Origin of the sequence: Streptomyces sp. NPDC001903 (assembly GCF_042891345.1) — a bacterium.
In the GTDB taxonomy this organism is placed as follows: Bacteria; Actinomycetota; Actinomycetes; order Streptomycetales; family Streptomycetaceae; genus Streptomyces.
Genome location: NZ_JBIASZ010000001.1, coordinates 188,347 through 210,351, shown reverse-complemented (window position 1 = coordinate 210,351; position 22,005 = coordinate 188,347). Strand labels below are relative to the sequence as shown.

Here is a 22,005-nt window from a genome sequence, read left to right as displayed (position 1 = left end):
GCGCCCCGCCCATACGCCCCTTTTCGCCGCGCTGGTTCAGTCCGCCGCCGTTTTCTCCAACGCCCGGTCCCATCTGCGGGTTCCCGACGTCAACGGATACAGTCACCGTTGCGCCAACTATGGGGACAGGAGAGGGTCATTACCGGCAACCGGCAGACGAGCTGGGCGTTCGCCGACGCGTTTGTCGCCGAGGACGACGCTCTGCGGTGGGCCCGCGACCGGGCCAGGGAAGCGGGCCTGCGCTCCGTCTCCCCGGGCACCGGGGCCGCGCTGCGCCTGCTCGCCGCCACCGCGGACGCCAAGGCGGTGGCCGAGATCGGCACCGGCACCGGCGTCTCCGGCATCCACCTCCTCCACGGCATGCGTCCCGACGGGGTGCTGACCACCGTGGACCCCGAGGCCGACCGGCAGGCCTTCGCCCGCCAGGCCTTCCGCGCCGCCGGCTTCGCGGGCAACCGCGCCCGCTTCATCCCCGGCCGGGCGCTCGACGTATTGCCCCGGCTCGCCGACGGCGGGTACGACCTCGTCTTCTGCGACGGGGACCCCTCCGAGTCCCTCGACTACCTCGCCGAATCGTTGCGCCTGCTGCGCCCCGGCGGGCTGGTCTGCTTCGAGGGGGTCTTCTCGGACGGCCGGACCGTCGACGGGGCCGCCCAGCAGACCGAGGTGCTGCGCGTACGGGAGCTGCTGCGCAGCGTCCGCGAGAGCCCGGCGCTGGAAGCGGCCCTGCTCCCGGTGGGCGACGGCCTGCTGTGCGCGGTCCGCCGCTGAGCGTCCGTACGCCCCCGGCGGGACCCGCCCGGGCGGCCCGGCTCAGCCCAGCAGCAGGAAGGTGAGGGCCGACGTACCGCCCAGCGCCGTGCCGGCGAGGAGCTGCGCGGGGGTGTGCGCCCGCAGGACCAGGCGGGACCAGGCGACGGCGGCGGCGATCAGGACCGCCGGGAGCACCCGCGGTCCGAAGACGAGCAGCAGGATCGTCACGGTGCCGGCGGCCACCGACATGTGGATCGATATCTGCCAGCCCACCGTCACCAGCAACGACGACGCGAGGCCCACGAGCATCGCGACGACGAGCGCGAACACCTGGCCGGGGGCGCCGAGGACCCGCAGCAGGACGAGGCCGGCGACCACGCAGAGCAGGCTCAGCGCCATCGGGACGATGCGCTGCCCGCGCACCCGGATGTGCTGGTCGGTCAGCGCCCCCCGCCGGACGCCGACGGCGATGATCCCGATCGGGGCCGCGCCGCAGAACAGGGCGGCGAACAGGCCCCAGCCGAGACCGGTCCACGACGCACCGGCGTGCCATCCCACGAGCAGCAGCAGGGCGACGACCATGTTCGCCGGCGCCAGGCCGTCGGAGACGAGGCGGGCGGCCTTCTGGCGGGGAGTGCAGTCGGCGAAGGCCGGCGGCGCGGGCGGGGAGAAGGTCACGGCTGGCTCCGCGGGGCGCAGGGGATCGGTCCGGGACGGGGTCCGGCCCCCGGACGTGACACAACGCCGCCCCGACCGCTGGTGAGCGGCCGGGGCGGCGCAGAGAATACGGGTACTGCGGTGCTGCCGACGGGTTAGCCGACGACCTTCTTCAGGGCGTCACCCAGGGCGTCCGCTTCGTCCGGAGTCAGCTCGACGACAAGCCGACCGCCGCCCTCGAGCGGTACGCGCATGACGATGCCCCGCCCCTCCTTGGTGACCTCGAGCGGGCCGTCGCCCGTCCGCGGCTTCATGGCCGCCATGCTCGTTCCCCTTCCTGAAACCAGCTCATCGTCAGCCGACGGCCCCATTCAGGCGCCTGGAACCCGGCATCGAACACATTGCTTCTTGGCCATTATCCCGCATGTCAGGACCCGATGACCAACATCGGCAGGGAACGCTTGCGCAACGCGCTCGGCCAAAACCACTCATTTCGGGGACGTGCCTGCGATACTGCGCCGTCGCACCCGGCGTCCGCCCTCCGCTTTCTTTGACGCACATCACATGCCCCGGAGCGGTCCGGTCCGCCATGCTGGCCCTTGCACCGGCCGGTACCGGCCGGTAGCCAAGCCCGCGACGAAGGGGGACCCCCTGCCATGGCCGACAGCGTGCTCTACGAAGTGACCGACGGACTCGCGAAGATCACGATCAACCGTCCCGACGCCATGAACGCGATGAACACCGAGGCCAAGGTCGCGCTGCGCGACGCGGTGCAGTCGGCGGCCGCCGATCCGGCCGTCCGCGCGGTGCTGCTGACGGCGGCCGGCAACCGGGCGTTCTGCGTCGGCCAGGACCTCAAGGAGCACATCGGGAACCTGGCGGCGGACCGCGAGACCGGCTCCTCCCTGACGATGAACACGGTCGCGGAGCACTACAACCCGATCGTGCGGGCCCTGACCGAGATGCCCAAGCCGGTGGTCGCGGGCGTCAACGGCGTGGCGGCCGGGGCCGGCTTCGGCTTCGCACTGGCGGCGGATTTCCGGGTCGTCGCCGACACGGCCTCCTTCAACACCTCCTTCGCGGGGGTGGCGCTGACCGCCGACTCGGGCGTCTCCTGGACCCTCCCCCGCCTGATCGGCGCCTCCCGCGCGTCCGACCTGCTGCTCTTCCCCCGCTCGGTGAAGGCGCAGGAGGCGTACGAGCTCGGCATCGTGAACCGCCTGGTCCCCTCGGACTCCCTGCACGCGGAGGCCGAGGCGGTGGCCCGCACCCTGGCGGCCGGCCCGACGGTGGCCTACGCGGCGCTGAAGGAGTCCCTGGCCTACGGGGCCTCCCGCTCGCTGGCCGAGGCGCTGGCCCACGAGGACACCCTGCAGGCCCGTGCGGGTGCCTCGGAGGACCACTCGATCGCCGTCCAGGCCTTCCTCGCGAAGCAGCCGCCGAAGTACCTGGGTCGCTGAACCCGCCCCTCCGGCGCCGCCTGCCCCCGCCCTCCCCGCCTAGGCGGGGTCGCGGGCGGCGCAGGCGGCCAGGTGGTCGTTGACCAGGCCGCAGGCCTGCATCAGCGCGTAGGCGGTCGTGGGCCCGACGAAGCGGATCCCGGCCTTCTTCAACGCCTTGGACAGGGCCGTGGACTCGGGCGTCACCGCCGGGACCTCGGAGATCGTCGCCGGTGCCGGGCGGCCCGGCTCCGGCGCGTGCGACCAGATCAGCGCGTCCAGTTCGCCCGGCTCCCACTGCGCCAGGACCTTCGCGTTGGCGAGCGTGGCCTCGATCTTGGCCCGGTTGCGGATGATCCCCTCGTCGGCGAGCAGCCGCTCCGCGTCGGCCGGCCCGAACTCCGCGACCTCGGCGATCACGAACCCCGAGAAGGCCGTACGGAAGCCCTCCCGCCGGCGCAGGATCGTCAGCCAGGACAGCCCCGACTGGAAGGCCTCCAGGCACAGCCGCTCGTACAGGGCGTCGTCCCCGTGGACCGCGCGGCCCCACTCCGTGTCGTGGTAGGCGATGTAGTCCTCCGTGGCCAGCGCCCAGGGGCAGCGCAGGCCGCCGTCCGGACCCGCGACCGCCGTCACCGCTCCTCCCGCGGGGCGTCCTTGTGCAGGTCGACCGCGCCCGGTGCCTGCGCGCGGCCCTGCGCGGCCGCGGCCGTCAGCTCGGCGATCCGCGCGTCCCGCTCGGCGAGCTCAGCCGCGAGCCGCTCGAGTACGTCGTCCACCTCGGCCATCCGGTACCCGCGCGGCGCGACCGGCAGGCGCAGGGCGTCGATGTCGGCCCGTACGACCGGGCGGCTCTCGGGCAGCGCGTCGGCCACCCGGTCCGGCTCCGCCTCCGGCAGCACGGCCTCGGAACCACCGCCCACCACGGCCAGGGTGACCGCCGCGACGACCACGACCAGCGCGATCAGCAAGAACCAGAACACGAGCAACTCCCTGAGAGACATCATCGGGCCACCGGCCACCAGGTTAAGGTCGCAGCGAGGCGCGAGGGCCGCCGGAGGAGGAAAGAACGGGATGCTGCGACTGGGCAGGCGCGAGTTCGGGACCCACGAGCCGGTGATCATGGCCATCGTGAACCGGACTCCGGACTCCTTCTACGACCAGGGCGCGACGTTCCGCGACGAGCCCGCGCTGGACCGGGTCGAGCAGGCGGTCGCCGAGGGCGCCGCGATCATCGACATCGGCGGGGTCAAGGCGGGTCCCGGCGAGCACGTGGACGCGGTCGAGGAGGCCCGGCGCACGGTCGGCTTCGTGGCCGAGGTGCGGCGCCGCCACCCGGACGTGGTGATCAGCGTCGACACCTGGCGGCACGAGGTCGGCGAGGCCGTCTGCGAAGCCGGGGCCGACGTGCTCAACGACGCCTGGGGCGGAGTGGACCCGAAGCTGGCCGAGGTCGCGGCCCGGCACGGCGCCGGCCTCGTCTGCACCCACGCGGGAGGCGTCGAACCGCGCACCCGGCCGCACCGGATCGCGTACGAGGACGTGATGGAGGACATCCTGCGGGTCACGGTGGGGCTGGCCGAACGCGCCGCCGCACTCGGCGTCCGCCGGGACGCGATCATGATCGACCCGGGCCACGACTTCGGGAAGAACACCCGCCACTCGCTGGAGGCCACGCGCCGGCTCGGCGAGATGACGGACACCGGCTGGCCGGTGCTGGTCTCCCTGTCCAACAAGGACTTCGTCGGCGAGACCCTCGACAAGCCGGTCAAGGAGCGCCTGCTGGGCACCCTGGCCACCACGGCCGTCTCGGCCTGGCTCGGCGCCCAGGTCTACCGCGTCCACGAGGTCGCGGAGACGAAGCAGATCCTGGACATGGTCCGCACGATCCAGGGCCACCGGCCCCCCGCGGTCGCCCGCCGCGGACTCGCCTGAGCCACGCGCCCCCCGCAGTCGCCCGCCGCGGACTCGCCTGAGCCACGCGCCCCCGGCGGTGGCCCGCCGGGGGCTCTCGCGCAGCGGCTGCGGCTACTTGCCGACTTCCTTGGTCACGAGCGCGATCGCCTCGTCCACGTCGTCCGTGACGTGGAAGAGGTAGAGGTCGCGCTCCGAGGCCTTGCCCTGCGCGATCACCGTGTTCTTCAGCCAGTCGACCAGGCCCGACCAGTACTCCGACCCGAACAGCACGATCGGGAACCGGGTGATCTTCTGGGTCTGGACGAGGGTCAGGGCCTCGAACAGCTCGTCCAGCGTGCCGAGTCCGCCCGGCAGGACCACGAAGCCCTGGCTGTACTTCACGAACATCGTCTTGCGGACGAAGAAGTACCGGAAGTTCAGCCCGAGGTCCACGTGCTGGTTGAGCCCCTGCTCGAAGGGCAGCTCGATGCCCAGGCCCACGGAGATCCCGTTCGCCTCCCGGGCGCCCTTGTTGGCCGCCTCCATCGCGCCCGGGCCGCCGCCGGTGATCACCGCGAAGCCCGCCTCGACGAGGGCGCCGCCGATCCGCACGCCGGCCTCGTACTCCGGCGAGCCGACGGGCGTGCGGGCCGAGCCGAACACGCTGATCGCCGGCGGCAGCTCCGCCAGCGTGCCGAAGCCCTCGATGAACTCCGACTGGATGCGCAGGACCCGCCAGGGATCGGTGTGTACCCACTCGGAAGGCCCGGCGGAATCCAGCAGCCGCTGGTCCGTCGTACTGCCGGCCTGCACCTGGCTCCGCCTGCGCAGCACGGGCCCGAGCTGCTGCTCCTCGGGCCGGCGACGAGCGGACCCGTCGGAAGTGCTGGAGTTGCCCATGATGTGCTCCCTCCTGCTGATCGTTGGATCAGATTAGGCGCACAAAGGTGACGAGAAGCGGAATTCAGGAGGTCAGCCAGGCGCGGAGTCGTTCTTCGCAGTGGAGGATGGCCTTCGTTTCCACGCGCTCGTCGACCTTGTGGGCCAGCAGGGCGTCGCCCGGGCCGTAGTTGACCGCCGGGACGCCGAGGGCGCTGAAGCGGGAGACGTCCGTCCAGCCGAACTTCGGCATGGCGCGGCCGCCGACAGCCTCCATGAACGCCGCCGCGGCGGGGTGGGACAGGCCCGGGAGGGCGCCGCCCGAGAAGTCGTCGATCACGAACTCGTCGACGCCGCAGTCCGCGAAGACCTCCCGGACGTGGGCGATCGCCTCGTCCATGCTGCGGTCCGGGGCGAAGCGGAAGTTGACCGTGACGGTGCACGCGTCGGGGATGACGTTGTTGGCGACGCCGCCCTCGATGCGGACCGCGTTCAGGCCCTCGTGGTACTCCAGCCCGTCGATCACCGGCTTGCGGGGCTCGTACGCCGCGAGTTTGGCGAGAATCGGGGCCGCCGCGTGGATGGCGTTGGAGCCCATCCAGCTGCGCGCGGAGTGGGCGCGCTCGCCGCTCGTGCGGAGCAGGACGCGCAGGGTGCCCTGGCAGCCGCCCTCGACCTCGGCGTTCGACGGCTCCAGCAGGACGGCGAAGTCACCGGTCAGCCAGTCGGGGTGGGCCTCGGCGACCTTGCCCAGGCCGTTGAGGTCGGCGGCGACCTCCTCCTGGTCGTAGAAGACGAAGGTGAGGTCGCGGTTGGGCTCGGGCACGGTCGCGGCGATGCGCAGCTGTACGGCGACGCCGGACTTCATGTCGGTCGTTCCGCACCCCCACAGGACGTCGTTCTCGTCCAGGCGGGACGGGACGTTGTCGGCGATCGGCACGGTGTCGAGGTGGCCGGCGAGGACGACGCGCTCGGCCCGGCCGAGGTGCGTACGGGCCACGACGTTGTTGCCGTACCGGTCGACCGTGAGGTGCGGCAGGGCGCGCAGCGCGTGCTCCACCAGGTCGGCGAGGACCTTTTCGTCGCCGCTCACGGACGGGATGTCGACGAGCCGGGCGGTCAGCTCGGCGGCGTCCAGGGTGAGGTCCAGCTCGGATTCGGACATGGCTCAGACCCTAACGCCCAGGACTGCGGCGAAGCTCTCACGTCCGGCCGGTGGACGCGTCGTATGGCTCAAGTACGGTGGGCGCCGTGACCCGGAACGATGCCCCCCGTCCTCGTCGCCGACGCCGGCCGCTGCTCACGTGCGCGGGTGTGTTGGTGCTGCTCGCGCTGATCGGCTACTTCGCCGTGCAGTACAACACGACGAACGGCGGTGGCGGCGCGCCGCACTGCACGGCGAGCGTGCCGACGAGTTCGACCGGCGTCGACATGACCCCGGAACAGGCGGGCAACGCCGGGACCATAGCCGCGGTCGGCGTGGCCAAGGGCCTGCCGGACCGGGCCCTGGCCATCGCGCTGGCCACCGCGATGCAGGAGTCGGGGCTGCGCAACCTCCCCCACGGCGACCGGGATTCGCTGGGCCTGTTCCAGCAGCGGACCTCGATGGGCTGGGGCACCGAGGAGCAGATCATGGACCCGGTGTACTCGGCCGGGAAGTTCTACGACCACCTCGTCCAGGTCAAGGGGTACGCCGATCTCCCGCTGACGGAGGCCGCGCAGGAGGTGCAGCGCAGCGGCTACCCCGAGGCGTACGCGAAGCACGAGGCGGAAGCGGTCGTGATCGCGGCGGCGTTCGCCGGGGACGGCGAGCTGACCTGCGGCGGACCCGCGCCGACCGCGCCGGGCGACCCGGAGAAGGTGCGTACGGAGCTCACCCGGATCTTCGCCAAGACCAAGATGCACTCCGCTGCGGCGGAGCCGCGCCGCACGCAGGACGCGTCCGGGAAGGTCAAGGAGGCCGAGGTGACCTTCGTCGAGAAGAAGGACGGCGGCGCCTCCGCGGCGCGCGGCAGCAAGGTGATGGCCGGCTGGGCGGTGGCCAACGCGCGCGGGATGGGCGTCGCCCGGGTCTCGTACGGTCCCGCGAGCTGGGTGGCCGGCCAGGCGAAGGGCGAGTGGCAGCAGCTGGGCCCCGGCGGACCGCAGGGCAAGGCCGGGGCCGTCGATCCCCACCGCGCGGAGGCCGGCTCGGTACGGATCTTCGTGGCCCAGTGACGCGCCGCCGGCCGTGGGGTCGCCTGTACGAGGCGTCCCCCGCACGGGGGTGACCGGGCGGCGGCCCGATCCGCCTCCGGGGGAACGGAAGCCCTGGTCGGCGCAGGTCCGATGCGCTTGTCACGCAGGCCGATTAAACGATGCGTTACCGATCCTTTACCCGGCGTCTCCGCAACTCCACCCGCCCCCTGAGCGGTTGTACACGGCGTACTCAGCCGCTACCGCTTAGGAGCATCATGTCCCTCCCCCTGACCCGCCGGATCGCCCGTACCGCGCTGCTGCTCGCAGCCGGGGCAGCTCCCGTGGTCGGTGCGGCCGGCGCGGCCAGCGCCGCGGGCCTGGAGTCCGTGCCGCAGCTGGGCGCGGTCACCAGCCCGGACGCCGCGGGCGACGTGGTCGGCACCGGTGAGGCCGCTGCCACGAGCGCGACGGACACCGCCGCCCAGGCCGTACCCGGCGCCCCCGCGCAGGTCACCGACGCCGCGACCGGTCTGATCGGCGGGCTGCCGGCCAAGGGCCTGCCGACCGACGCGCTGTCCAAGGGCGCCCTGCCGACCGACACCCTGCCCACCAGCTCGCTGCCGACCGGTGGTCTGCCGACCGGCGCCGTCCCGGCCGGCGGCCTGACCGGCGCGCTCCCCACCCAGGCGCTGGGCGGCCTCCCGCTGGGCGGCTGACCCGCCGCACGCAGGAACACCGAGGGGCCGGGAGCACGAACTCCCGGCCCCTCGGGCCGTTCACCGGGTCCGCGGCGGATCAGGCGGCGAGGCGCTTGACCGCGGCGTCCACGCGCTCGTCCGTGGCCGTGAAGGCGACGCGGACGAACTCCGCGCCGGCCTCACCGTAGAAATCGCCCGGCGCGACCAGGACGCCCAGCTCGGCGAGGTGGGCGACGGTGTCCCAGCAGGGCTCGTCGCGGGTCACCCACAGGTACAGGCTGGCCTCGCTGTGCTCGACCCGGAAGCCGTGCGCCTCCAGCGCCGCCCGCAGCGCCTCGCGCCGCGCCGCGTAGCGCCCGCGCTGCTCCTCGACGTGCGCGTCGTCGCCGAGCGCGGCGACGGTGGCCGCCTGCACCGGCGCCGGGGTCATCATGCCGCCGTGCTTGCGGATCTCCAGCAGCTCGCCGAGCACCTCGGCGTCACCGGCGATGAACGCGGCCCGGTAGCCCGCCAGGTTGGAGCGCTTCGAGAGGGAGTGGACGGCGACGATGCCCTCGTACGAGCCGCCGCAGACGTCGTCGTGCAGGACGGAGACGGGCTCGGCCTCCCAGCCCAGCTCCAGGTAGCACTCGTCGCTGAAGAGCAGGATCCCGTGCTCGCGCGCCCAGGCCACGATCCGGACCAGGTCTTCCTTGGGGATGACCTTGCCGGTGGGGTTGGAGGGGGAGTTGAGCCAGAGCAGCTTCACGCCCGCCGGGTCGAGGTCCGTCGGGTCGTCGTAGACGACCGCCTCCGCGCCGCACAGCCGCGCGCCCACCTCGTACGTGGGGTACGCGAGCCGCGGGTACGCCACCTTGTCCCCGGCGCCCAGCCCCAGCTGGGTCGGCAGCCAGGCCACCAGTTCCTTGGAGCCGACGACCGGCAGGACGTTGCGGTGTCCGGCGGCGCTCGCGCCCAGCCGGCCCTTCAGCCAGCCGGTGATCGCGTCGCGCAGCGCGACCGTGCCCCACACCGTGGGGTAGCCCGGGGAGTCGGCGGCCGCGACGAGCGCGTCCTGGACCAGCTGCGGGACCGGGTCCACGGGCGTGCCGACGGACAGGTCGACGATGCCGTCCGGGTGGGCCGCCGCCGTCTTCTTGTACGGCTCCAGCTTGTCCCAGGGGAAGGCGGGAAGACGTGCGGATACTGCGGCCACGGTGTTCTCTGCTCTCTACTGGTGCTGGGCGTACCGGCTGTGCGGGCAAACGGATCGGTCCCGCGCGGCACGGGGGCCGTACGGGACCGAGGGGCGGTTCTGGCGGTACCGGGCCGTCGTCAGTGACTCGGGTTGATGTCCGCCGGAAGCGCCGCGATGAAGGGGTGATCGCGCTCGATCAGGCCCAGCTTGGAGGCACCACCGGGCGAACCGAGCTCGTCGAAGAACTCGACGTTCGCCTTGTAGTAGTCCTTCCACTCTTCCGGGGTGTCGTCCTCGTAGAAGATGGCCTCGACCGGGCAGACCGGCTCACACGCACCACAGTCGACGCACTCGTCGGGGTGGATGTACAAGGACCGCTGGCCCTCGTAGATGCAGTCGACGGGGCACTCTTCGATGCATGCCTTGTCCTTGACGTCGACACAAGGCTCCGCGATGACGTAGGTCACGCTCTCGTTCCTCCTCGGTAGGGCTTTCCATATCGCGCGGGAGCGCGGCGTCGTCGATGCCCACGCCTAGTATCTCCGTTCCCGGGCACGATCCGAACAGGAGGGGCGGACAGAGCTGTGGAAATCACTGCCGGTGGGCTGCTGGAGATCCGTATTACCCCGGCTGACGTGGGTAAACGAGTCTCTGTACGACGGGTGGAGAGCGGGGCGGACGAGGCGCCCTCGTTCACTGACACGGTAGGGGTTCTCACATCCTGGGACCAAGGTGTGCTGACGATCACACGAAAGAGCGGTGAGTCCGTCCGCATCGCGGAATCCTCCCTGGTGGCGGGCAAGATCGTGCCCCCGGCGCCGGCCCGGCGGCGGGGTCCCGCGGCCTCTTTCGAGGAGCTGGCGCGGGTCGGCGCGAGGGCCTGGCAGCCGCTGGAGAGCGAGCCGCTCGGCGCGTGGACGCTGCGGGCGGCCGGCGGCTTCACCCGGCGGGCCAACTCCGTCCTGCCGCTCGGCGACCCGGGGGTCCCGCTGGACGAAGCACTCGCGCGAGTGACGTCCTGGTACGCGGAACGTGAACTTCCGGCGTACGTGCAGACGGCGACCGGCGCGGCCGGCACGCAGGAGCTGCTGGGCGCGGAGCTGGAGCGCCGGGGCTGGGTGAACGAGGTGTCGGCGGAGGTCCGGATCGCGGCGCTGGCGCCGATCGCGGACGTGGACACCGGTACCGGCGCCCGCGAGGTACGGCTGACCCGGACCCCGGACGAGGAGTGGCTCGGGATGTACGGGCGGGTCAAGGATCCGGAGGTGGCCCGGCAGGTGCTGGTCGCCGGGCCGTCGGTGTGGTTCGCGACGCTGCCCGGGCGGGCCATAGGGCGGCTGGTGGTGGACGGCCGGTGGGCCGGCTTCGCGGCGGTCGAGGTGGACCCCGGGCACCGGCGCGGGGGGCTGGGCACGACGGTGATGGCGGTCCTGGCGCGCCGGGCGCTGGAAGAGGGCGCCTCGGCGGCGTGGCTGCAGGTGGAGGCGGACAACGCGGGGGCACTGGCCCTGTACGACGGGCTGGGTTTCGCCAGGCACCACGCCTACCACCATGTCCGGTTCCAGGACGCGGAGGGCGCGCGATGAGCGCGCAGTCCCGGGAGCGGTTCGCGGAGGAGGCCCGCTCGGAGCGGCCGGACCTGGCGCTGCTGTGCCTGCTGCTGGCCGCGGAGGCGGATCCGGAGCTGGACGAGCGGGCGGTGGACTGGGCGCAGATCGAGCTGGACCGGCTGGCGGGGATGCTGCCGTACGGGCTGCGCGGCGGGAAGGCGTGGGCCTCGGCGGTGACGGAGCTGCTGGGGGGCCGGATGGGCTTCCACGGCACGCCCGCGGACTACGACCGGCTGTCGTCCTCGCTGCTGCACGAGGTGCTGCGGCGGCGCCGGGGCCTGCCGATCCTGCTGTCCGTCGTCTGGCTCGAGGTCGCGCGGCGCGCGGGCGCGCCGGTGTACGGGCTGGGGCTGCCGGGGCACTTCGTGGTGGGGTTCGGGGATCCGGACGAGGGTCTGGTGGTGGACCCGTTCGCCGGGGGCGCCTCGCTGGGGGCCGGGCCGGCGGAGCTGGCGGCCGAGCCGCGGACTCCGGCGCGGACGCTGGACATCGTGCTGCGGATCCTGAACAACATCAGGGCGTGGGCCGCGGCCCGGCCGGAGCAGTCGGGGGTGGCGCTCTGGGCGCTGGAGCTGTCCCTGCTGCTGCCCTCGCATCCGGCGTCGTTGCGGTACGAGCGGGCGAAGCTCCTGGTCGAGCGCGGGGAGTTCGCTTTCGGCGCCGCCGAGATGGAGTCCTACGCGGAGGTCGTCGACGCGATCGATCCGCCGGCCGCGGCCCGGATCCGCTCCGAGGCCCTGTCCGCTCGCGCGCTGCTGAACTGACCGCCGGGGCGCCGGCGCCGCCGCGCGGGGCTCGGGCGGCCTGATCGACGAGACACCCCCTAGGGGGTGTCCGCAAAGTCCCGCCTGCCCCGCGGCGCCCGGCACGCACTCTCGGCGCACCGGGCGAAATCCCGAGTACGCCCAGTACACCGGCTTCCGCCCGGCACACCGAGAGCACGCACCGAACGCCGCGAGACCGCCCTGCGGGCGCACGGCGCTACTTTGCGGACACCCCCTAGAGCCAGCCCTTGTCCCGGGCCACGCGTATGGCCTCGGCGCGGTTGCGGGCCGCCAGCTTCTGGATGGCCGTCGAGAGGTAGTTGCGGATCGTGCCCTGGGAGAGGTGGAGGCGGGCGGCCAGTTCGGCGTTGGTGGCTCCGTCCTCGGCCGCGCGCAGCACCTCCCGTTCGCGGTCCGTCAGCGGGTTGGCGCCTTCCGCCAGGGCCGCCGCCGCCAGGGTCGGGTCGATGACGCGCTCGCCCGCCAGGACCTTGCGCACCGCCTCGGCCAGTTGCGCGGCCGGGGCGTCCTTGACCAGGAAGGCCGAGGCCCCCGCCTCCATCGCCCCGCGCAGGTAGCCGGGGCGGCCGAAGGTGGTCAGGACGACGATCTTGAGGTCCGGGAGGGCGGTCCGCAGGGCCGCCGCGGCCTCGATGCCCGTCATGCCCGGCATCTCGATGTCGAGCAGCGCGACGTTCACGTCGTGCTCCCGGGCCGCCGGCACCACCTCGTCGCCGCGGGCGACCTGGGCCAGCACCTCGATGTCCGGCTCCAGTCCGAGGAGAGCCGCGAGGGCTTCCCGGACCATGGACTGGTCCTCCGCCAGGAGGATCCGGATGGGGCGTGCGCTCATGATCCCGATCCTAGGGGGACGCGGGCCAGGAGGCGGAAGCCCTTCTTGCCCGCCTGTCCGGCCGACAGCGTGCCGCCGACCGCCTCCAGGCGCTCCGTCAGCCCCGTCAGGCCGTTGCCCGCCTTCGCGGGGCCTCCCCCGCCGTCGTCGGTGACCGAGAGCTCCGCCACCGGTCCGGCCAGGGTCTGCAGGGTCTCCAGCCGGACGGTGCACCGCTGTGCACCGCTGTGCCGGACCACGTTGGTCACCGCCTCGCGCAGCGACCAGGCCAGTGCCGACTCCACTTCCTCGGGGAGGTCCGCCACCGGCTCCGCCGGGAGGTCCACCAGCACGCCGGCCGCCGTCAGCGCGGTGCGGGCGCCCGCCAGTTCGCCCGGCAGGGTCGGCCGCCGGTAGCCGCTCACGGCCTCCCGGACGTCGACCAGCGCCTGCCGGCTGACCTGCTCGATGTCCGCCACCTGCTGGGCCGCCTGCTCGGGGTGGTCCGGCAGCATCCGGCCCGCCAGCTCGCTCTTGAGCGTGATCAGGGACAGCGAGTGGCCGAGGAGGTCGTGCAGGTCCCGGGCCATCCGCAGCCGTTCCTCGTTCGCGGCGAGCTGCGCCACCGTGGCCCGCGCCTCGCGCAGCTCCATCGTCGTGCGGATCATGGCGCGGATGCCGACCATCGCGAACCCGCCCATCAGGGCCGGGATCAGCAGCCCGGCCAGGTACGCGTCGCCGCCGGGCACCGCGAAGGCGGTCAGGGCGAGCAGTGCGGTGGCGCCGGGCACCGTGAAGCGGGAGATCTCCCCCGGCAGCGCGGCGCCGGAGGCGATCGCCACGTACACGAAGAGGACGAGCCATTCACGGCCCAGGGCCAGCGAGAGGATCGTGGCCTGCGCGGAGAGGACCGCCACCGAGAGCAGCACGCGCCGCACCTCGGTCTGCCGGGCGGTGCGGAAGACCAGGATCAGGTACCAGGCGACGAAGGCCACGAGGCCCAGGCCGCCGAGCAGCCGGGCCCCGGGGCTGTGTCCGCCGCTGACCAGGTCGGTGACGGGGGCGCTGAGGTAGAACAGCCAGACGCTGATCCACAGCGACTTCACGATCTTCTGCCGGCGGTTCTCGGGGCGCATCCCGACCCGGGGCCCGCCCTTCGTCCCCGTCGGACCGGTCTCGGTCATCGGCTCCGTCGCGCCGGCTCCCCTGGTCACTCCCGTCGCACCCATCACGCTCGTCACACCCGTCATGCCTTCAGCGAGTCCTTGCGGTACAGCCATGCGGCGGCACCGGTGAACAGTACGAAGTACACCGCCAGGATCGCCACGTCCTTCAGGTGCGGCGCACCTCCGAGCTCGATGGCCTGGCCGAGGCCCGCGTACGCCCGGGTCGGCAGCCACTCGCAGATGTTCTGCAGCCACTGCGGGAAGTTCGCGGTCGGCATCCACAGGCCGCCCAGGATGGACAGGCCGAAGTAGAACAGCATCGTGATCGGGCGGACGGTGTCCCCGCTGGCCAGGTAGCCGATCGCCACGCCGAGGGCGGCGAAGACCAGGCTGCCGGCCCAGATGGAAGCGGTCAGGGCGAGCCACTGCCAGGCGTCGAACCGTACGCCCTTGACGAGCGCGGCGACCGCGAAGACGACGAGGATGGCGGGCAGGGAGAGCACGCCCGCGCTGGCGGTCTTGCCGAGGACGTAGCCGCGGCCGGGCAGGGCGGTCAGCCGCAGCTGGCGGACCCAGCCCTTCTCGCGCTCCTTGGCGATGCGCTCGCTGTTGCCCATCAGGACGGCGGTCAGGGCGCCGAAGGAGGCCATGGCGACCATGTAGAAGGCCGGCATGGTCAGTTCGGTGCCCATGACCTTCGTGGTGCCGTTCAGCGTGCCGCCGAGCATCAGGAAGAGCGCGGCCGGGTAGAGGACGGTGAAGAACAGGTACTTCTTGTTGCGCAGGGCCCGGCTGATCTCGAGCCGGATGAGCTTGATCGTTCCAACGGTCGGCATTACTCGGCCTCCTCGGCCTCGGTGAGGGCGATGAAGGCCTGTTCCAGGCCCAGCCCGGCGACTTCCAGGTTCCGGGGGTAGAGCCCCAGTGCGTACACGGCGTGGACGGTGGCGTCGGCGTCGCGCGACTGGAGCCTGACCGTGTCGCCGTGGCGCTCGTAGGAGGTCAGGTACGGCAGGGCGCGCAGCGCGCTCTCGTCCACCGGGGCGTCCGCGGCCAGGTCGAAGGCGATCCGGCGGGCGCCGGCCTTCGCCTTGATCTCGGCGGCGGTGCCGTCGGCGAGCAGCCGGCCCTTGTTGAGGACGAGCACGCGGTCGGCGATCGCGTCGGCCTCTTCCAGGTAGTGGGTGGCGAACAGCACCGTGCGGCCCTGGGCGGCCTGCTCCCGCATCGTGGCCCAGAAGGCCTGGCGGGAGGTGACGTCCATGCCGGTGGTCGGCTCGTCGAGGACAATCAGGTCGTTGTGTCCGGCGGTGGCGAGGGCGAAGCGGACGCGCTGCTCCTGGCCGCCGGAGAGCTTGTTGACCATGCGGTCGGCGATCTCGGTGATCCCGGCGCGGCCGAGCACCTCCTCGACGGGGTGGCGGCGGGGGTGCAGGGCGCAGCCGAGGGCGACGATCTCCCGTACGGTCACGTCCTCCATCAGCCCGCCGCTCTGGAGCATCGCGCCGACCCGGCCGGCCGCGACGGCCTCGCGGGGGGTGGTGCCGAAGAGCTCGACGGTGCCGGAGTCGGCGGGGCGCAGGCCCAGCAGCAGGTCGAGGGTGGAGGACTTGCCGGCGCCGTTGGGGCCGAGCAGGGCGACGGTCTCACCGGGGTGGAGTTCCAGGGAGAGCCCGTCGACCGCGCGGACCGCGCCGTAGCTCTTGGTCACGTTCCGGAAGGCCACCACGGGGCCGGCGCCGGGGCCGGTGTCCTTCGCGGCGGCGGTGTGCGCCGGGGTCGTCGTCGTCATGACCGAAGATTCCCCCGTACGGGGGTGCGCGCGGCAGTGTCTGCCGTCGTGACCCGTGGATGACAGATGTCATGCGGCCGGTATGACAGCCCCCGCGGCCGGGCCGGCGGCGGGCACGGCGGAGCCCCCGCCCGGGGTCGGACGGGGGCTCTGACCGGCGGTCGTCAGCTGCCGTTGGTGTTGATCGTGACGGTCCGCTCGGCCGTGGTCTTGCCGCGCAGCGCCTGGCGCAGGGCGCCGACGACGTCCTGCGGGGTGACCGCGGTCTTCTCGCCCGTACCGCGCGTGATCAGGACGCCGTCGAAGGTGTTCCCGTACGTCGCCTTGAGCGCTTCCAGGTCGTACTTCTCGGTCAGGTGCCCGTCCACGACCTGCATGCTGAGGATCTTGGGGAGGGACTTGGCGCCGAAGGGGAGGGACTTGCCGCCCGCCTTGACGGTGGCGACGCCGGACATCGCGGGCTCGGCGAACTCCTTCATGGCCCGGTCCAGTTCGGCCTGGTCGACGACCGGGTTCTTGGCCGCGACCGGGAGTTCGACCGGGGCCGTCTTGCCGGTGGATACCAGCTCGCGGAAGGCCTTCTTGACCAGTTCCGCGGAGGCGCCCGGGTCCAGGGAGGTGCCGGGCTTGCCGGGGACCGCGACGGCCTTGCCGGTGTCGAAGGTGATGGTGCCCTCGGTGGCGGTGCCCGCGGTGCCGGCCAGCTCCTGGAGCGCGACCTGGAGCTTCTCCTCGTCGACCGGCAACACGGCTTCCGCGACGCGCTCGTTGCCGAGGAGCGAGCCGATGACCGTGACGGGGTTGTAGTCGCTGCCCGCCGCGTTGCGGACGGTGGTCTGGGCGTCCAGGCTCAGGCCGGCCTTCTCGGGCTTGAGCTCGACCTGCTTGCCGCCGACGGTGAGCGTGAGCGGGGAGGCGGCCCGGTTGCCGAAGGCCGTCTGCAGCTTGCCGACGGCCTCGTCGCGGGTGCCGCCGATGTCGACGCCCATGACGGTGGTGCCCTTGGGGACGTCGGAGTGGTTGAGGAGCAGCCCGGCGCCGTAGGCCACGCCGAACAGGGCGATGACGCCGCTGCCGAGGAGGACCAGCTTGGAGCGGCCCTTCTTGACCTTGGTCGGCTTCATCGAGGCCGGCTTCGGGCGCGCGGGGGCGGCCGCCGCCGGGGCGGGGGCCGGCGTCGGAACCGGCGTCGGGACGACCGGGCCGGGGCCGCCCGGGCCGGGGATCGGCGGGAACGGGTCGTCCAGCTCGGGGCCGGGCCAGCGGGGGGCCTCGTCGCCGCGGGGGCCGCCGACGGGGACGGAGCCGAGCGCGGGGCCGCCGGTGGGACCCGCGGGGGCGCCGCCTGCGGCCGGGCCGCCGTACGCGGGGAAGGCCTCGGTGGCGGGTCCGCCGTCGGCGTCGCCGTAGCCGGGGCGGCCGAGGGGCGTGCCGACGCCGGGGCCGCCGGGAATCCGGGGGGCGGGCGGCGCCTGGTGGCCCGGGCCCGGGCCGCCGTGGCCGGGCGCGTCGAAGCCGGGGCCCGCCGGGGCGCCCGTACGGGGGCCGGGGCCGGCCGGGCCGCCCGGGGCGAAGCCGGCGCCCGGGCCGGGCGGGACCGGACCGGGCCGGGCCGGCGTACGGGTGGGCAGCACGGGCGCGGGGCCGGCGGCGGCCGGGGTACGGGTCGGCAGCGCGGGGGCCGGAGCCGCGGCGGCGGGCGCGGGGGCCGCGGCCGGGGCCTTGCGCGGGGCGAACCAGTTGCTGGTCGCCTCCTCGGGCTCGGCGCCGGGCGCGCCGGCGGCGGGCTCCGCCGCGGCCTGGCCCGCGCCGGCGGCGGCCTCGGCCGGGGCCGGGGCCTGCGGCTCCGGCTCTGCGGCCGCCACCGGCTTGCGTACGACCACCGGCGGGATCGGCCGCGAACCCGGGATGTTGATCCGGATCCGGGTCGTCAGGGTGGTCTCGGTCTTCGGCCCGTCGGTGTCGGGCGTGGACGGGTTCGAGGTCACAGGGTTCTCCTCCGAGGCAGTCGCCGCGCCAGGCCCAGGCGGCACAGGCAAGGACGGGTTCCGGCCGGTTCCGTACGGCGGTGTACCCGAGGGGTAAGCGGCTCCACCGCGCCCCTGGGGCCCGGAGGACGAACTGTCGGTTTCACGACTCAAGGCAGGTTCTCCCGGTTGGCTCCGCCGCCCGCGTGCCGTGCGCGGGCAGCTCGGCGGCCCGACCACCATACTGGCCGCCGTCCGCGCGCAACTGTCCTAGAGGAATCAGGGGTTCCCCTTCAACCCCCTCGCGCCCCCTCCGAGCAGCGCGCGAGACCCCGCCCAACCCCCGTGCACGCACACCTCGACCGAGTTCAACGGCACGTCACTTGCCGGACTGCGCGGCCGAAACCGGCCCCTCGAACGGGCCTCGGAGCGTGGCGCACATCACAGCCAGCACCGTCCCACCCAAAAGGTAGGTGTACATACCGATTCCGGACGAACCGAGCAGGAAGTCCCCCTCGGGGCGCGGCACGCCGAGCACCACGTACGCGAGGAACCAGCCGAGCGCCCCGGCGCCCACGCCGAGCCCGGTCCCGACGGCGATCCGGCCGCCGAGGAACAGCCCGAAGAGCGCCAGCAGTCCCAGCAGCAGCCCGCCGGGGAACCAGAGGTCCACGACGAGCCAGCCGGCCGCTCCGGTGAGCAGGCCCGCCGCCAACAGGCCGAGCAGGGTGGCGATCCGCCCGGGAGTCAGGGAGCCGCTCACGCCTCCACCCCCGCGAACAGGTCGTGCTCGCGCGTCCCCGCCGCAGCGCCCGGGCGGCCCGCGACCAGTTCGTAGTACTCGCGGTCGAACAGCGGCTGCGCGAGGTCGTTGGAGAGCGCGAAGAAGGGCCCGTCCACGGCGATCTGGGTGGCGTGGGCGCGCATCGCGGCCGCCTTGGCCGCCACGAACGCCCCGTCGGCCCCGATCTCGGCGGTGATCCGGTCGTCGGCGACGACCCCGGGCACGTCCTCCGGTGAAGCCAGCCCCGGGAAGGGCGCCTTGGCGCCGGCCGCCTTCAGCCGGGCGAAGCCCTCCTCGACCACCGAGCGCGGCACCCGGTTCCAGTAGATCTTGCCGATCCGCCACGGGTCGCCGAGGTCCCGGCGGTACGTGGCCTCCGCGGCCAGCTCGGCGCCGCGCATGGCGACCCGGTGGGCCTGGATGTGGTCGGGGTGCCCGTAGCCGCCGTCCGGGTCGTAGGTGACGAGCACCTGCGGGCGGACCTCTCGGATGACCTCGACGAGGTGGGCGGCGGCCTCGTCCACGTCGGTGGACCAGAAGGACCCGGGCCGGCGGTTCTGCTCGGCGCCCATCATCCCGGAGTCCCGGAAGCGGCCGGGGCCGCCGAGGAACCGGTGGTCGCTGACGCCGAGTTCCGCCATGGCGGCGGCGAGCTCGCCGATGCGGTGGGGGCCCAGGGTGTCGTCGCGGTCGGGCGCCAGGTGGGCGAGCTCCGGCGGGATGACCTCGCCCTCTTCACCGAGGGTGCAGGTCACGAGCGTGACGTGGGCACCCTCGGCCGCGTACTTGGCCATGGTGACGCCGTTGTTGATCGACTCGTCGTCCGGGTGCGCGTGCACGAGGAGCAGCCGACGGGCGGGAAGACCGTTCATGGGGCCAAGCCTACGATCAAGCGGCGGGCGTCCTACAGCTTGAGGCCGCTGATCATGCTGGCCACGTTCGTGGTCAGCTGGCTGAGGGTCGGCGCGATGGTCGAGCTCGCCAGATAGAAGCCGAGGAGCACACAGACAGCGGCGTGGCCCGCCTTCAGGCCCGACCGGCGGACCAGCAGGAAGACGACGATCGCCAGCAGCACCACGGCCGAGATCGAGAGTGCCACGGCGTTTCACCTCCACGTCGAGCGGACATCGGTACGCGTACTCGTACTCAGTGCTCGGCGGAGTACATACCCACCGTGCGCTACGGATCATAACTATCCGTACCAGCGCATCGATCGAATTCCGGCAGCACGGGGGGCGCACGCCGCGCATGCGCAGGGTCACGGGGGAGGCCGGCCGGGGAGCCTGTACGCCTCCCCGGCCGGCTGTCGGCACCCGCACGGCCGCACGGGACCCAGGCTGCACGCCCCAGATCTCGGGACAGAAACGGTCAAGTTGCCTGCACGTAAACCGCGTTGGCGGAAAGGTGACCCTAACGGAGCGAATCCGCGCGGGGTGGCCGGATTTCGCCTGCGAAGTGACAGGCCGAGGGATGGGCCGCCGGGCCGGACGGAAAGGCCTCCGGAACGGCCAGCAGCGGGACCTCGTCCGTGCAGCGCTGCTGCGCCTTCCAGCAGCGGGTGCGGAACGGGCAGCCGGACGGCGGGTTGGCCGGGGAGGGCACGTCGCCGGTGAGGATGATCCGCTCGCGGTGGGCGCGGGCCTGCGGGTCCGGCACGGGCACGGCCGACAGCAGGGCCTGGGTGTACGGATGGGTGGGGTGGTCGTAGATCTGGGTGTCGGTGCCGATCTCCACGACCCGGCCCAGGTACATCACGCCGACCCGGTCGGAGATGTGCCGCACGATCGAGAGGTCGTGCGCGATGAACACGTACGACAGGTCGAACTCGTTCTGGAGCCGCTCCAGGAGGTTGATCACCTGCGCCTGGACGGAGACGTCGAGCGCGGAGACCGGCTCGTCCGCCACGATGACCTCCGGCCGCAGCGCCAGGCCGCGGGCGATGCCGATGCGCTGGCGCTGGCCGCCGGAGAACTGGTGCGGGTACCGGTTGATGTACTCGGGGTTGAGCCCGACCACGTCGAGCAGTTCCTGGACCTTGCGGCGCCGGTCGCCCTTCGGGGCCACCTCGGGGTGGATGTCGTAGGGCTCCCCGATGATGTCGCCGACCGTCATGCGCGGGTTCAGCGAGGTGTACGGGTCCTGGAAGACCATCTGGATGTTGCGGCGGACGGCCTTCAGGGCCCTGCCGGACAGCTTGGTGATGTCCTCGCCCTTGTACGAGATCGCACCGGCCGTCGGGCGTTCCAGGTTGACCAGCATCTTGGCCACGGTGGACTTGCCGCAGCCGGATTCGCCGACGATGCCCAGCGTCTCCCCGCGGGCCAGGCCGAAGGAGACCCCGTCGACCGCCTTGACCGCGCCGACCTGCTTCTTGAAGAGGACGCCCTGGGTCAGCGGGTAGTGCTTGACCAGGTCCTTGACCTCCAGGATGGTCTCAGCCACCGAGGCACTCCTTCCAGAAGAAGCACGCGCTCGCGCGGCCCTGGCCCACCTGCGCGAGCGGCGGGACGTCGGTGCGGCAGACCGCCTGGGCCATCGGGCAGCGCGGGTTGAAGGCGCAGCCGGGCGGGATGGCCAGCAGGTTCGGCGGCAGGCCCTTGATCGCGTACAGCTCCTGGCCCTTCTGGTCGAGGCGCGGGATGGAGTCGAGCAGGCCCCGGGTGTACGGGTGCGCGGGCGCGGCGTAGATCTCGTGGACGGGGGCCGCCTCGACGATCCTGCCCGCGTACATGACCGCGATCTTGTCGGCGACGTCGGCGACCACGCCGAGGTCGTGGGTGATGAGGATGAGCCCCATGTTGAGCTCGCGCCGGAGCTCGGCGAGCAGGTCCATGACCTGGGCCTGGACCGTGACGTCGAGGGCCGTGGTCGGCTCGTCCGCGATGATCAGGGAAGGCTCCAGGGCCAGCGCCATCGCGATCATGATGCGCTGGCGCATGCCGCCCGAGAACTGGTGCGGGTAGTCCCCCACGCGCTCCCGCGCCGCCGGGATCTTCACCCGGTCCATCAGCTCGACGGCCTTGGCCTTGGCGTCCTTGCGGGACATCCCGCGGTGGACCTCGTACATCTCGCCGAGCTGGGCGCCGACGCTGAGCACCGGGTTCAGGGAGGACAGGGCGTCCTGGAAGATCATCGCCATCTCGGCGCCGCGGATCCTCCGCCGCTCCTCCTCCTTCATCTTCAGCAGGTCCTTGCCCTTGAAGAGGATCTCGCCGCCCGCGATCCGGCCGGGCGGGACGTCGAGGATGCCCATCACGGCCTGGGCGGTCACGGACTTGCCCGAGCCGGACTCGCCGAGCACGGCGAGCGTCTCGCCCTCGTCCACCGAGTAGTTGACGCCGTTGACGGCCTTGGCGACTCCGTCCCGCGTACGGAACTCCACATGGAGGTCGCGGACTTCGAGCAGCATGGTG

25 protein-coding genes are annotated in these 22,005 nt (G+C 72.9%); 7 read left to right on the top strand and 18 right to left on the bottom strand.

What is annotated here, in order from left to right; translation table 11 throughout:
- Positions 1 to 108: 108 nt before the first annotated feature.
- Positions 109 to 771, top strand: coding sequence for an O-methyltransferase (locus tag ACFYZS_RS00975; protein WP_030153432.1), 663 nt, complete (start codon positions 109 to 111; stop codon positions 769 to 771).
- A 42-nt stretch (positions 772 to 813) separates the two neighbouring features.
- Here the strand turns inward: ACFYZS_RS00975 and ACFYZS_RS00970 are convergent, their stop codons facing one another.
- Both ACFYZS_RS00970 and ACFYZS_RS00965 read right to left on the bottom strand, forming a co-directional pair.
- Positions 814 to 1,431: a phosphatase PAP2 family protein gene (locus ACFYZS_RS00970; RefSeq protein ID WP_389005472.1), complete on the bottom strand. Its 618-nt coding sequence runs from the start codon at positions 1,429 to 1,431 to the stop codon at positions 814 to 816.
- A gap of 134 nt (positions 1,432 to 1,565) precedes the next feature.
- Positions 1,566 to 1,733, bottom strand: coding sequence for a DUF3117 domain-containing protein (locus tag ACFYZS_RS00965; protein WP_003966491.1), 168 nt, complete (start codon positions 1,731 to 1,733; stop codon positions 1,566 to 1,568).
- Positions 1,734 to 2,066: 333 nt separating this feature from the next.
- Here ACFYZS_RS00965 and ACFYZS_RS00960 point away from each other — a divergent pair, with 333 nt between their 5' ends.
- Positions 2,067 to 2,870, top strand: a complete 804-nt coding sequence (locus ACFYZS_RS00960) for an enoyl-CoA hydratase/isomerase family protein (RefSeq protein WP_389005470.1) — start codon at positions 2,067 to 2,069, stop codon at positions 2,868 to 2,870.
- A gap of 39 nt (positions 2,871 to 2,909) precedes the next feature.
- Here ACFYZS_RS00960 and ACFYZS_RS00955 read toward each other — a convergent pair whose 3' ends face one another.
- Together ACFYZS_RS00955 and ACFYZS_RS00950 are read right to left on the bottom strand one after the other, a co-directional pair.
- On the bottom strand, positions 2,910 to 3,485 hold the full coding sequence (locus ACFYZS_RS00955) for a DNA-3-methyladenine glycosylase I (protein ID WP_389005468.1): 576 nt from the start codon (positions 3,483 to 3,485) through the stop codon (positions 2,910 to 2,912).
- Positions 3,482 to 3,838 carry a DivIVA domain-containing protein gene (locus ACFYZS_RS00950; protein ID WP_389006265.1) on the bottom strand — a complete coding sequence of 119 codons (357 nt, stop codon included), beginning with the start codon at positions 3,836 to 3,838 and terminating at the stop codon, positions 3,482 to 3,484. Before ACFYZS_RS00950 ends, ACFYZS_RS00955 begins: the two co-directional genes overlap by 4 nt.
- A gap of 85 nt (positions 3,839 to 3,923) precedes the next feature.
- On the opposite strand from ACFYZS_RS00950, the gene folP reads away from it, so the two are divergent.
- Entirely contained in the window at positions 3,924 to 4,784 is an 861-nt protein-coding gene (gene folP, locus ACFYZS_RS00945) for a dihydropteroate synthase (RefSeq protein WP_389005466.1), read from the top strand.
- Positions 4,785 to 4,877: 93 nt separating this feature from the next.
- Here folP and ACFYZS_RS00940 read toward each other — a convergent pair whose 3' ends face one another.
- Both ACFYZS_RS00940 and dapE read right to left on the bottom strand, forming a co-directional pair.
- Complete coding sequence (locus ACFYZS_RS00940; RefSeq protein WP_389005464.1) at positions 4,878 to 5,645, bottom strand: TIGR00730 family Rossman fold protein; 768 nt, start codon at positions 5,643 to 5,645, stop codon at positions 4,878 to 4,880.
- A 64-nt stretch (positions 5,646 to 5,709) separates the two neighbouring features.
- Positions 5,710 to 6,789: a succinyl-diaminopimelate desuccinylase gene (gene dapE / locus ACFYZS_RS00935; protein ID WP_389005462.1), complete on the bottom strand. Its 1,080-nt coding sequence runs from the start codon at positions 6,787 to 6,789 to the stop codon at positions 5,710 to 5,712.
- 86 nt (positions 6,790 to 6,875) lie between these two features.
- On the opposite strand from dapE, the gene ACFYZS_RS00930 reads away from it, so the two are divergent.
- Positions 6,876 to 7,841, top strand: coding sequence for a hypothetical protein (locus ACFYZS_RS00930; protein WP_389005460.1), 966 nt, complete (start codon positions 6,876 to 6,878; stop codon positions 7,839 to 7,841).
- Between the two features lie 236 nt (positions 7,842 to 8,077).
- A complete protein-coding gene (locus tag ACFYZS_RS00925) occupies positions 8,078 to 8,518 on the top strand; it encodes an ATP-binding protein (protein ID WP_389005458.1) in 441 nt (146 codons plus the stop codon).
- Positions 8,519 to 8,597: 79 nt separating this feature from the next.
- Here the strand turns inward: ACFYZS_RS00925 and dapC are convergent, their stop codons facing one another.
- Both dapC and fdxA read right to left on the bottom strand, forming a co-directional pair.
- Positions 8,598 to 9,695: a succinyldiaminopimelate transaminase gene (dapC, locus tag ACFYZS_RS00920; protein WP_389005456.1), complete on the bottom strand. Its 1,098-nt coding sequence runs from the start codon at positions 9,693 to 9,695 to the stop codon at positions 8,598 to 8,600.
- Between the two features lie 119 nt (positions 9,696 to 9,814).
- Positions 9,815 to 10,144, bottom strand: a complete 330-nt coding sequence (fdxA, locus tag ACFYZS_RS00915; RefSeq protein ID WP_030868357.1) for a ferredoxin — start codon at positions 10,142 to 10,144, stop codon at positions 9,815 to 9,817.
- Positions 10,145 to 10,261: 117 nt separating this feature from the next.
- Between fdxA and ACFYZS_RS00910 the strand changes: the two genes are divergently transcribed.
- Both ACFYZS_RS00910 and ACFYZS_RS00905 read left to right on the top strand, forming a co-directional pair.
- Positions 10,262 to 11,263, top strand: a complete 1,002-nt coding sequence (locus ACFYZS_RS00910) for a GNAT family N-acetyltransferase (RefSeq protein WP_389005454.1) — start codon at positions 10,262 to 10,264, stop codon at positions 11,261 to 11,263.
- On the top strand, positions 11,260 to 12,051 hold the full coding sequence (locus tag ACFYZS_RS00905) for a transglutaminase-like domain-containing protein (RefSeq protein ID WP_389005452.1): 792 nt from the start codon (positions 11,260 to 11,262) through the stop codon (positions 12,049 to 12,051). The genes ACFYZS_RS00910 and ACFYZS_RS00905 overlap by 4 nt, the downstream gene beginning before the upstream one ends.
- Positions 12,052 to 12,286: 235 nt before the next feature.
- On the opposite strand, the gene ACFYZS_RS00900 is transcribed toward ACFYZS_RS00905, so the two are convergent.
- From ACFYZS_RS00900 to ACFYZS_RS00855, 10 genes are all read right to left on the bottom strand, one after another.
- The gene (locus ACFYZS_RS00900; protein WP_389005450.1) at positions 12,287 to 12,904 is read right to left on the bottom strand and encodes a response regulator transcription factor; all 618 of its coding nucleotides are present in this window, start codon (positions 12,902 to 12,904) and stop codon (positions 12,287 to 12,289) included.
- Positions 12,901 to 14,019 carry a sensor histidine kinase gene (locus tag ACFYZS_RS00895; RefSeq protein WP_389006263.1) on the bottom strand — a complete coding sequence of 373 codons (1,119 nt, stop codon included), beginning with the start codon at positions 14,017 to 14,019 and terminating at the stop codon, positions 12,901 to 12,903. Before ACFYZS_RS00895 ends, ACFYZS_RS00900 begins: the two co-directional genes overlap by 4 nt.
- A 110-nt stretch (positions 14,020 to 14,129) precedes the next feature.
- On the bottom strand, positions 14,130 to 14,885 hold the full coding sequence (locus tag ACFYZS_RS00890; protein ID WP_389005448.1) for an ABC transporter permease: 756 nt from the start codon (positions 14,883 to 14,885) through the stop codon (positions 14,130 to 14,132).
- Complete coding sequence (locus ACFYZS_RS00885; protein ID WP_389005446.1) at positions 14,885 to 15,841, bottom strand: ABC transporter ATP-binding protein; 957 nt, start codon at positions 15,839 to 15,841, stop codon at positions 14,885 to 14,887. Before ACFYZS_RS00885 ends, ACFYZS_RS00890 begins: the two co-directional genes overlap by 1 nt.
- 164 nt (positions 15,842 to 16,005) lie before the next feature.
- Positions 16,006 to 17,829, bottom strand: a complete 1,824-nt coding sequence (locus ACFYZS_RS00880; protein WP_389005444.1) for a hypothetical protein — start codon at positions 17,827 to 17,829, stop codon at positions 16,006 to 16,008.
- Positions 17,830 to 18,187: 358 nt separating this feature from the next.
- The gene (locus ACFYZS_RS00875) at positions 18,188 to 18,571 is read right to left on the bottom strand and encodes a DUF6113 family protein (protein WP_389005442.1); all 384 of its coding nucleotides are present in this window, start codon (positions 18,569 to 18,571) and stop codon (positions 18,188 to 18,190) included.
- On the bottom strand, positions 18,568 to 19,464 hold the full coding sequence (gene mshB, locus ACFYZS_RS00870; protein ID WP_389005440.1) for an N-acetyl-1-D-myo-inositol-2-amino-2-deoxy-alpha-D-glucopyranoside deacetylase: 897 nt from the start codon (positions 19,462 to 19,464) through the stop codon (positions 18,568 to 18,570). Before mshB ends, ACFYZS_RS00875 begins: the two co-directional genes overlap by 4 nt.
- Positions 19,465 to 19,496: 32 nt before the next feature.
- On the bottom strand, positions 19,497 to 19,691 hold the full coding sequence (locus ACFYZS_RS00865; RefSeq protein ID WP_030153401.1) for a hypothetical protein: 195 nt from the start codon (positions 19,689 to 19,691) through the stop codon (positions 19,497 to 19,499).
- Between the two features lie 311 nt (positions 19,692 to 20,002).
- Positions 20,003 to 21,034 carry an ABC transporter ATP-binding protein gene (locus ACFYZS_RS00860; RefSeq protein WP_389005438.1) on the bottom strand — a complete coding sequence of 344 codons (1,032 nt, stop codon included), beginning with the start codon at positions 21,032 to 21,034 and terminating at the stop codon, positions 20,003 to 20,005.
- The gene (locus ACFYZS_RS00855; RefSeq protein ID WP_389005436.1) at positions 21,027 to 22,001 is read right to left on the bottom strand and encodes an ABC transporter ATP-binding protein; all 975 of its coding nucleotides are present in this window, start codon (positions 21,999 to 22,001) and stop codon (positions 21,027 to 21,029) included. Before ACFYZS_RS00855 ends, ACFYZS_RS00860 begins: the two co-directional genes overlap by 8 nt.
- Between the last annotated feature and the right edge of the window lie 4 nt (positions 22,002 to 22,005).

Excerpts from the sequence above, each read along its gene's own strand:
- ACFYZS_RS00965 (WP_003966491.1), bottom strand. The coding sequence starts at position 1,733 with ATGGCGGCCATGAAGCCGCGGACGGGCGACGGCCCGCTCGAGGTCACC.
- ACFYZS_RS00960 (WP_389005470.1), top strand. The coding sequence starts at position 2,067 with ATGGCCGACAGCGTGCTCTACGAAGTGACCGACGGACTCGCGAAGATC.
- folP (WP_389005466.1), top strand. The coding sequence starts at position 3,924 with ATGCTGCGACTGGGCAGGCGCGAGTTCGGGACCCACGAGCCGGTGATC.
- ACFYZS_RS00940 (WP_389005464.1), bottom strand. The coding sequence starts at position 5,645 with ATGGGCAACTCCAGCACTTCCGACGGGTCCGCTCGTCGCCGGCCCGAG.
- dapE (WP_389005462.1), bottom strand. The coding sequence starts at position 6,789 with ATGTCCGAATCCGAGCTGGACCTCACCCTGGACGCCGCCGAGCTGACC.
- ACFYZS_RS00925 (WP_389005458.1), top strand. The coding sequence starts at position 8,078 with ATGTCCCTCCCCCTGACCCGCCGGATCGCCCGTACCGCGCTGCTGCTC.
- ACFYZS_RS00905 (WP_389005452.1), top strand. The coding sequence starts at position 11,260 with ATGAGCGCGCAGTCCCGGGAGCGGTTCGCGGAGGAGGCCCGCTCGGAG.
- ACFYZS_RS00900 (WP_389005450.1), bottom strand. The coding sequence starts at position 12,904 with ATGAGCGCACGCCCCATCCGGATCCTCCTGGCGGAGGACCAGTCCATG.
- ACFYZS_RS00895 (WP_389006263.1), bottom strand. The coding sequence starts at position 14,019 with ATGCGCCCCGAGAACCGCCGGCAGAAGATCGTGAAGTCGCTGTGGATC.
- ACFYZS_RS00890 (WP_389005448.1), bottom strand. The coding sequence starts at position 14,885 with ATGCCGACCGTTGGAACGATCAAGCTCATCCGGCTCGAGATCAGCCGG.
- ACFYZS_RS00885 (WP_389005446.1), bottom strand. The coding sequence starts at position 15,841 with ATGACGACGACGACCCCGGCGCACACCGCCGCCGCGAAGGACACCGGC.
- mshB (WP_389005440.1), bottom strand. The coding sequence starts at position 19,464 with ATGAACGGTCTTCCCGCCCGTCGGCTGCTCCTCGTGCACGCGCACCCG.
- ACFYZS_RS00855 (WP_389005436.1), bottom strand. The coding sequence starts at position 22,001 with ATGCTGCTCGAAGTCCGCGACCTCCATGTGGAGTTCCGTACGCGGGAC.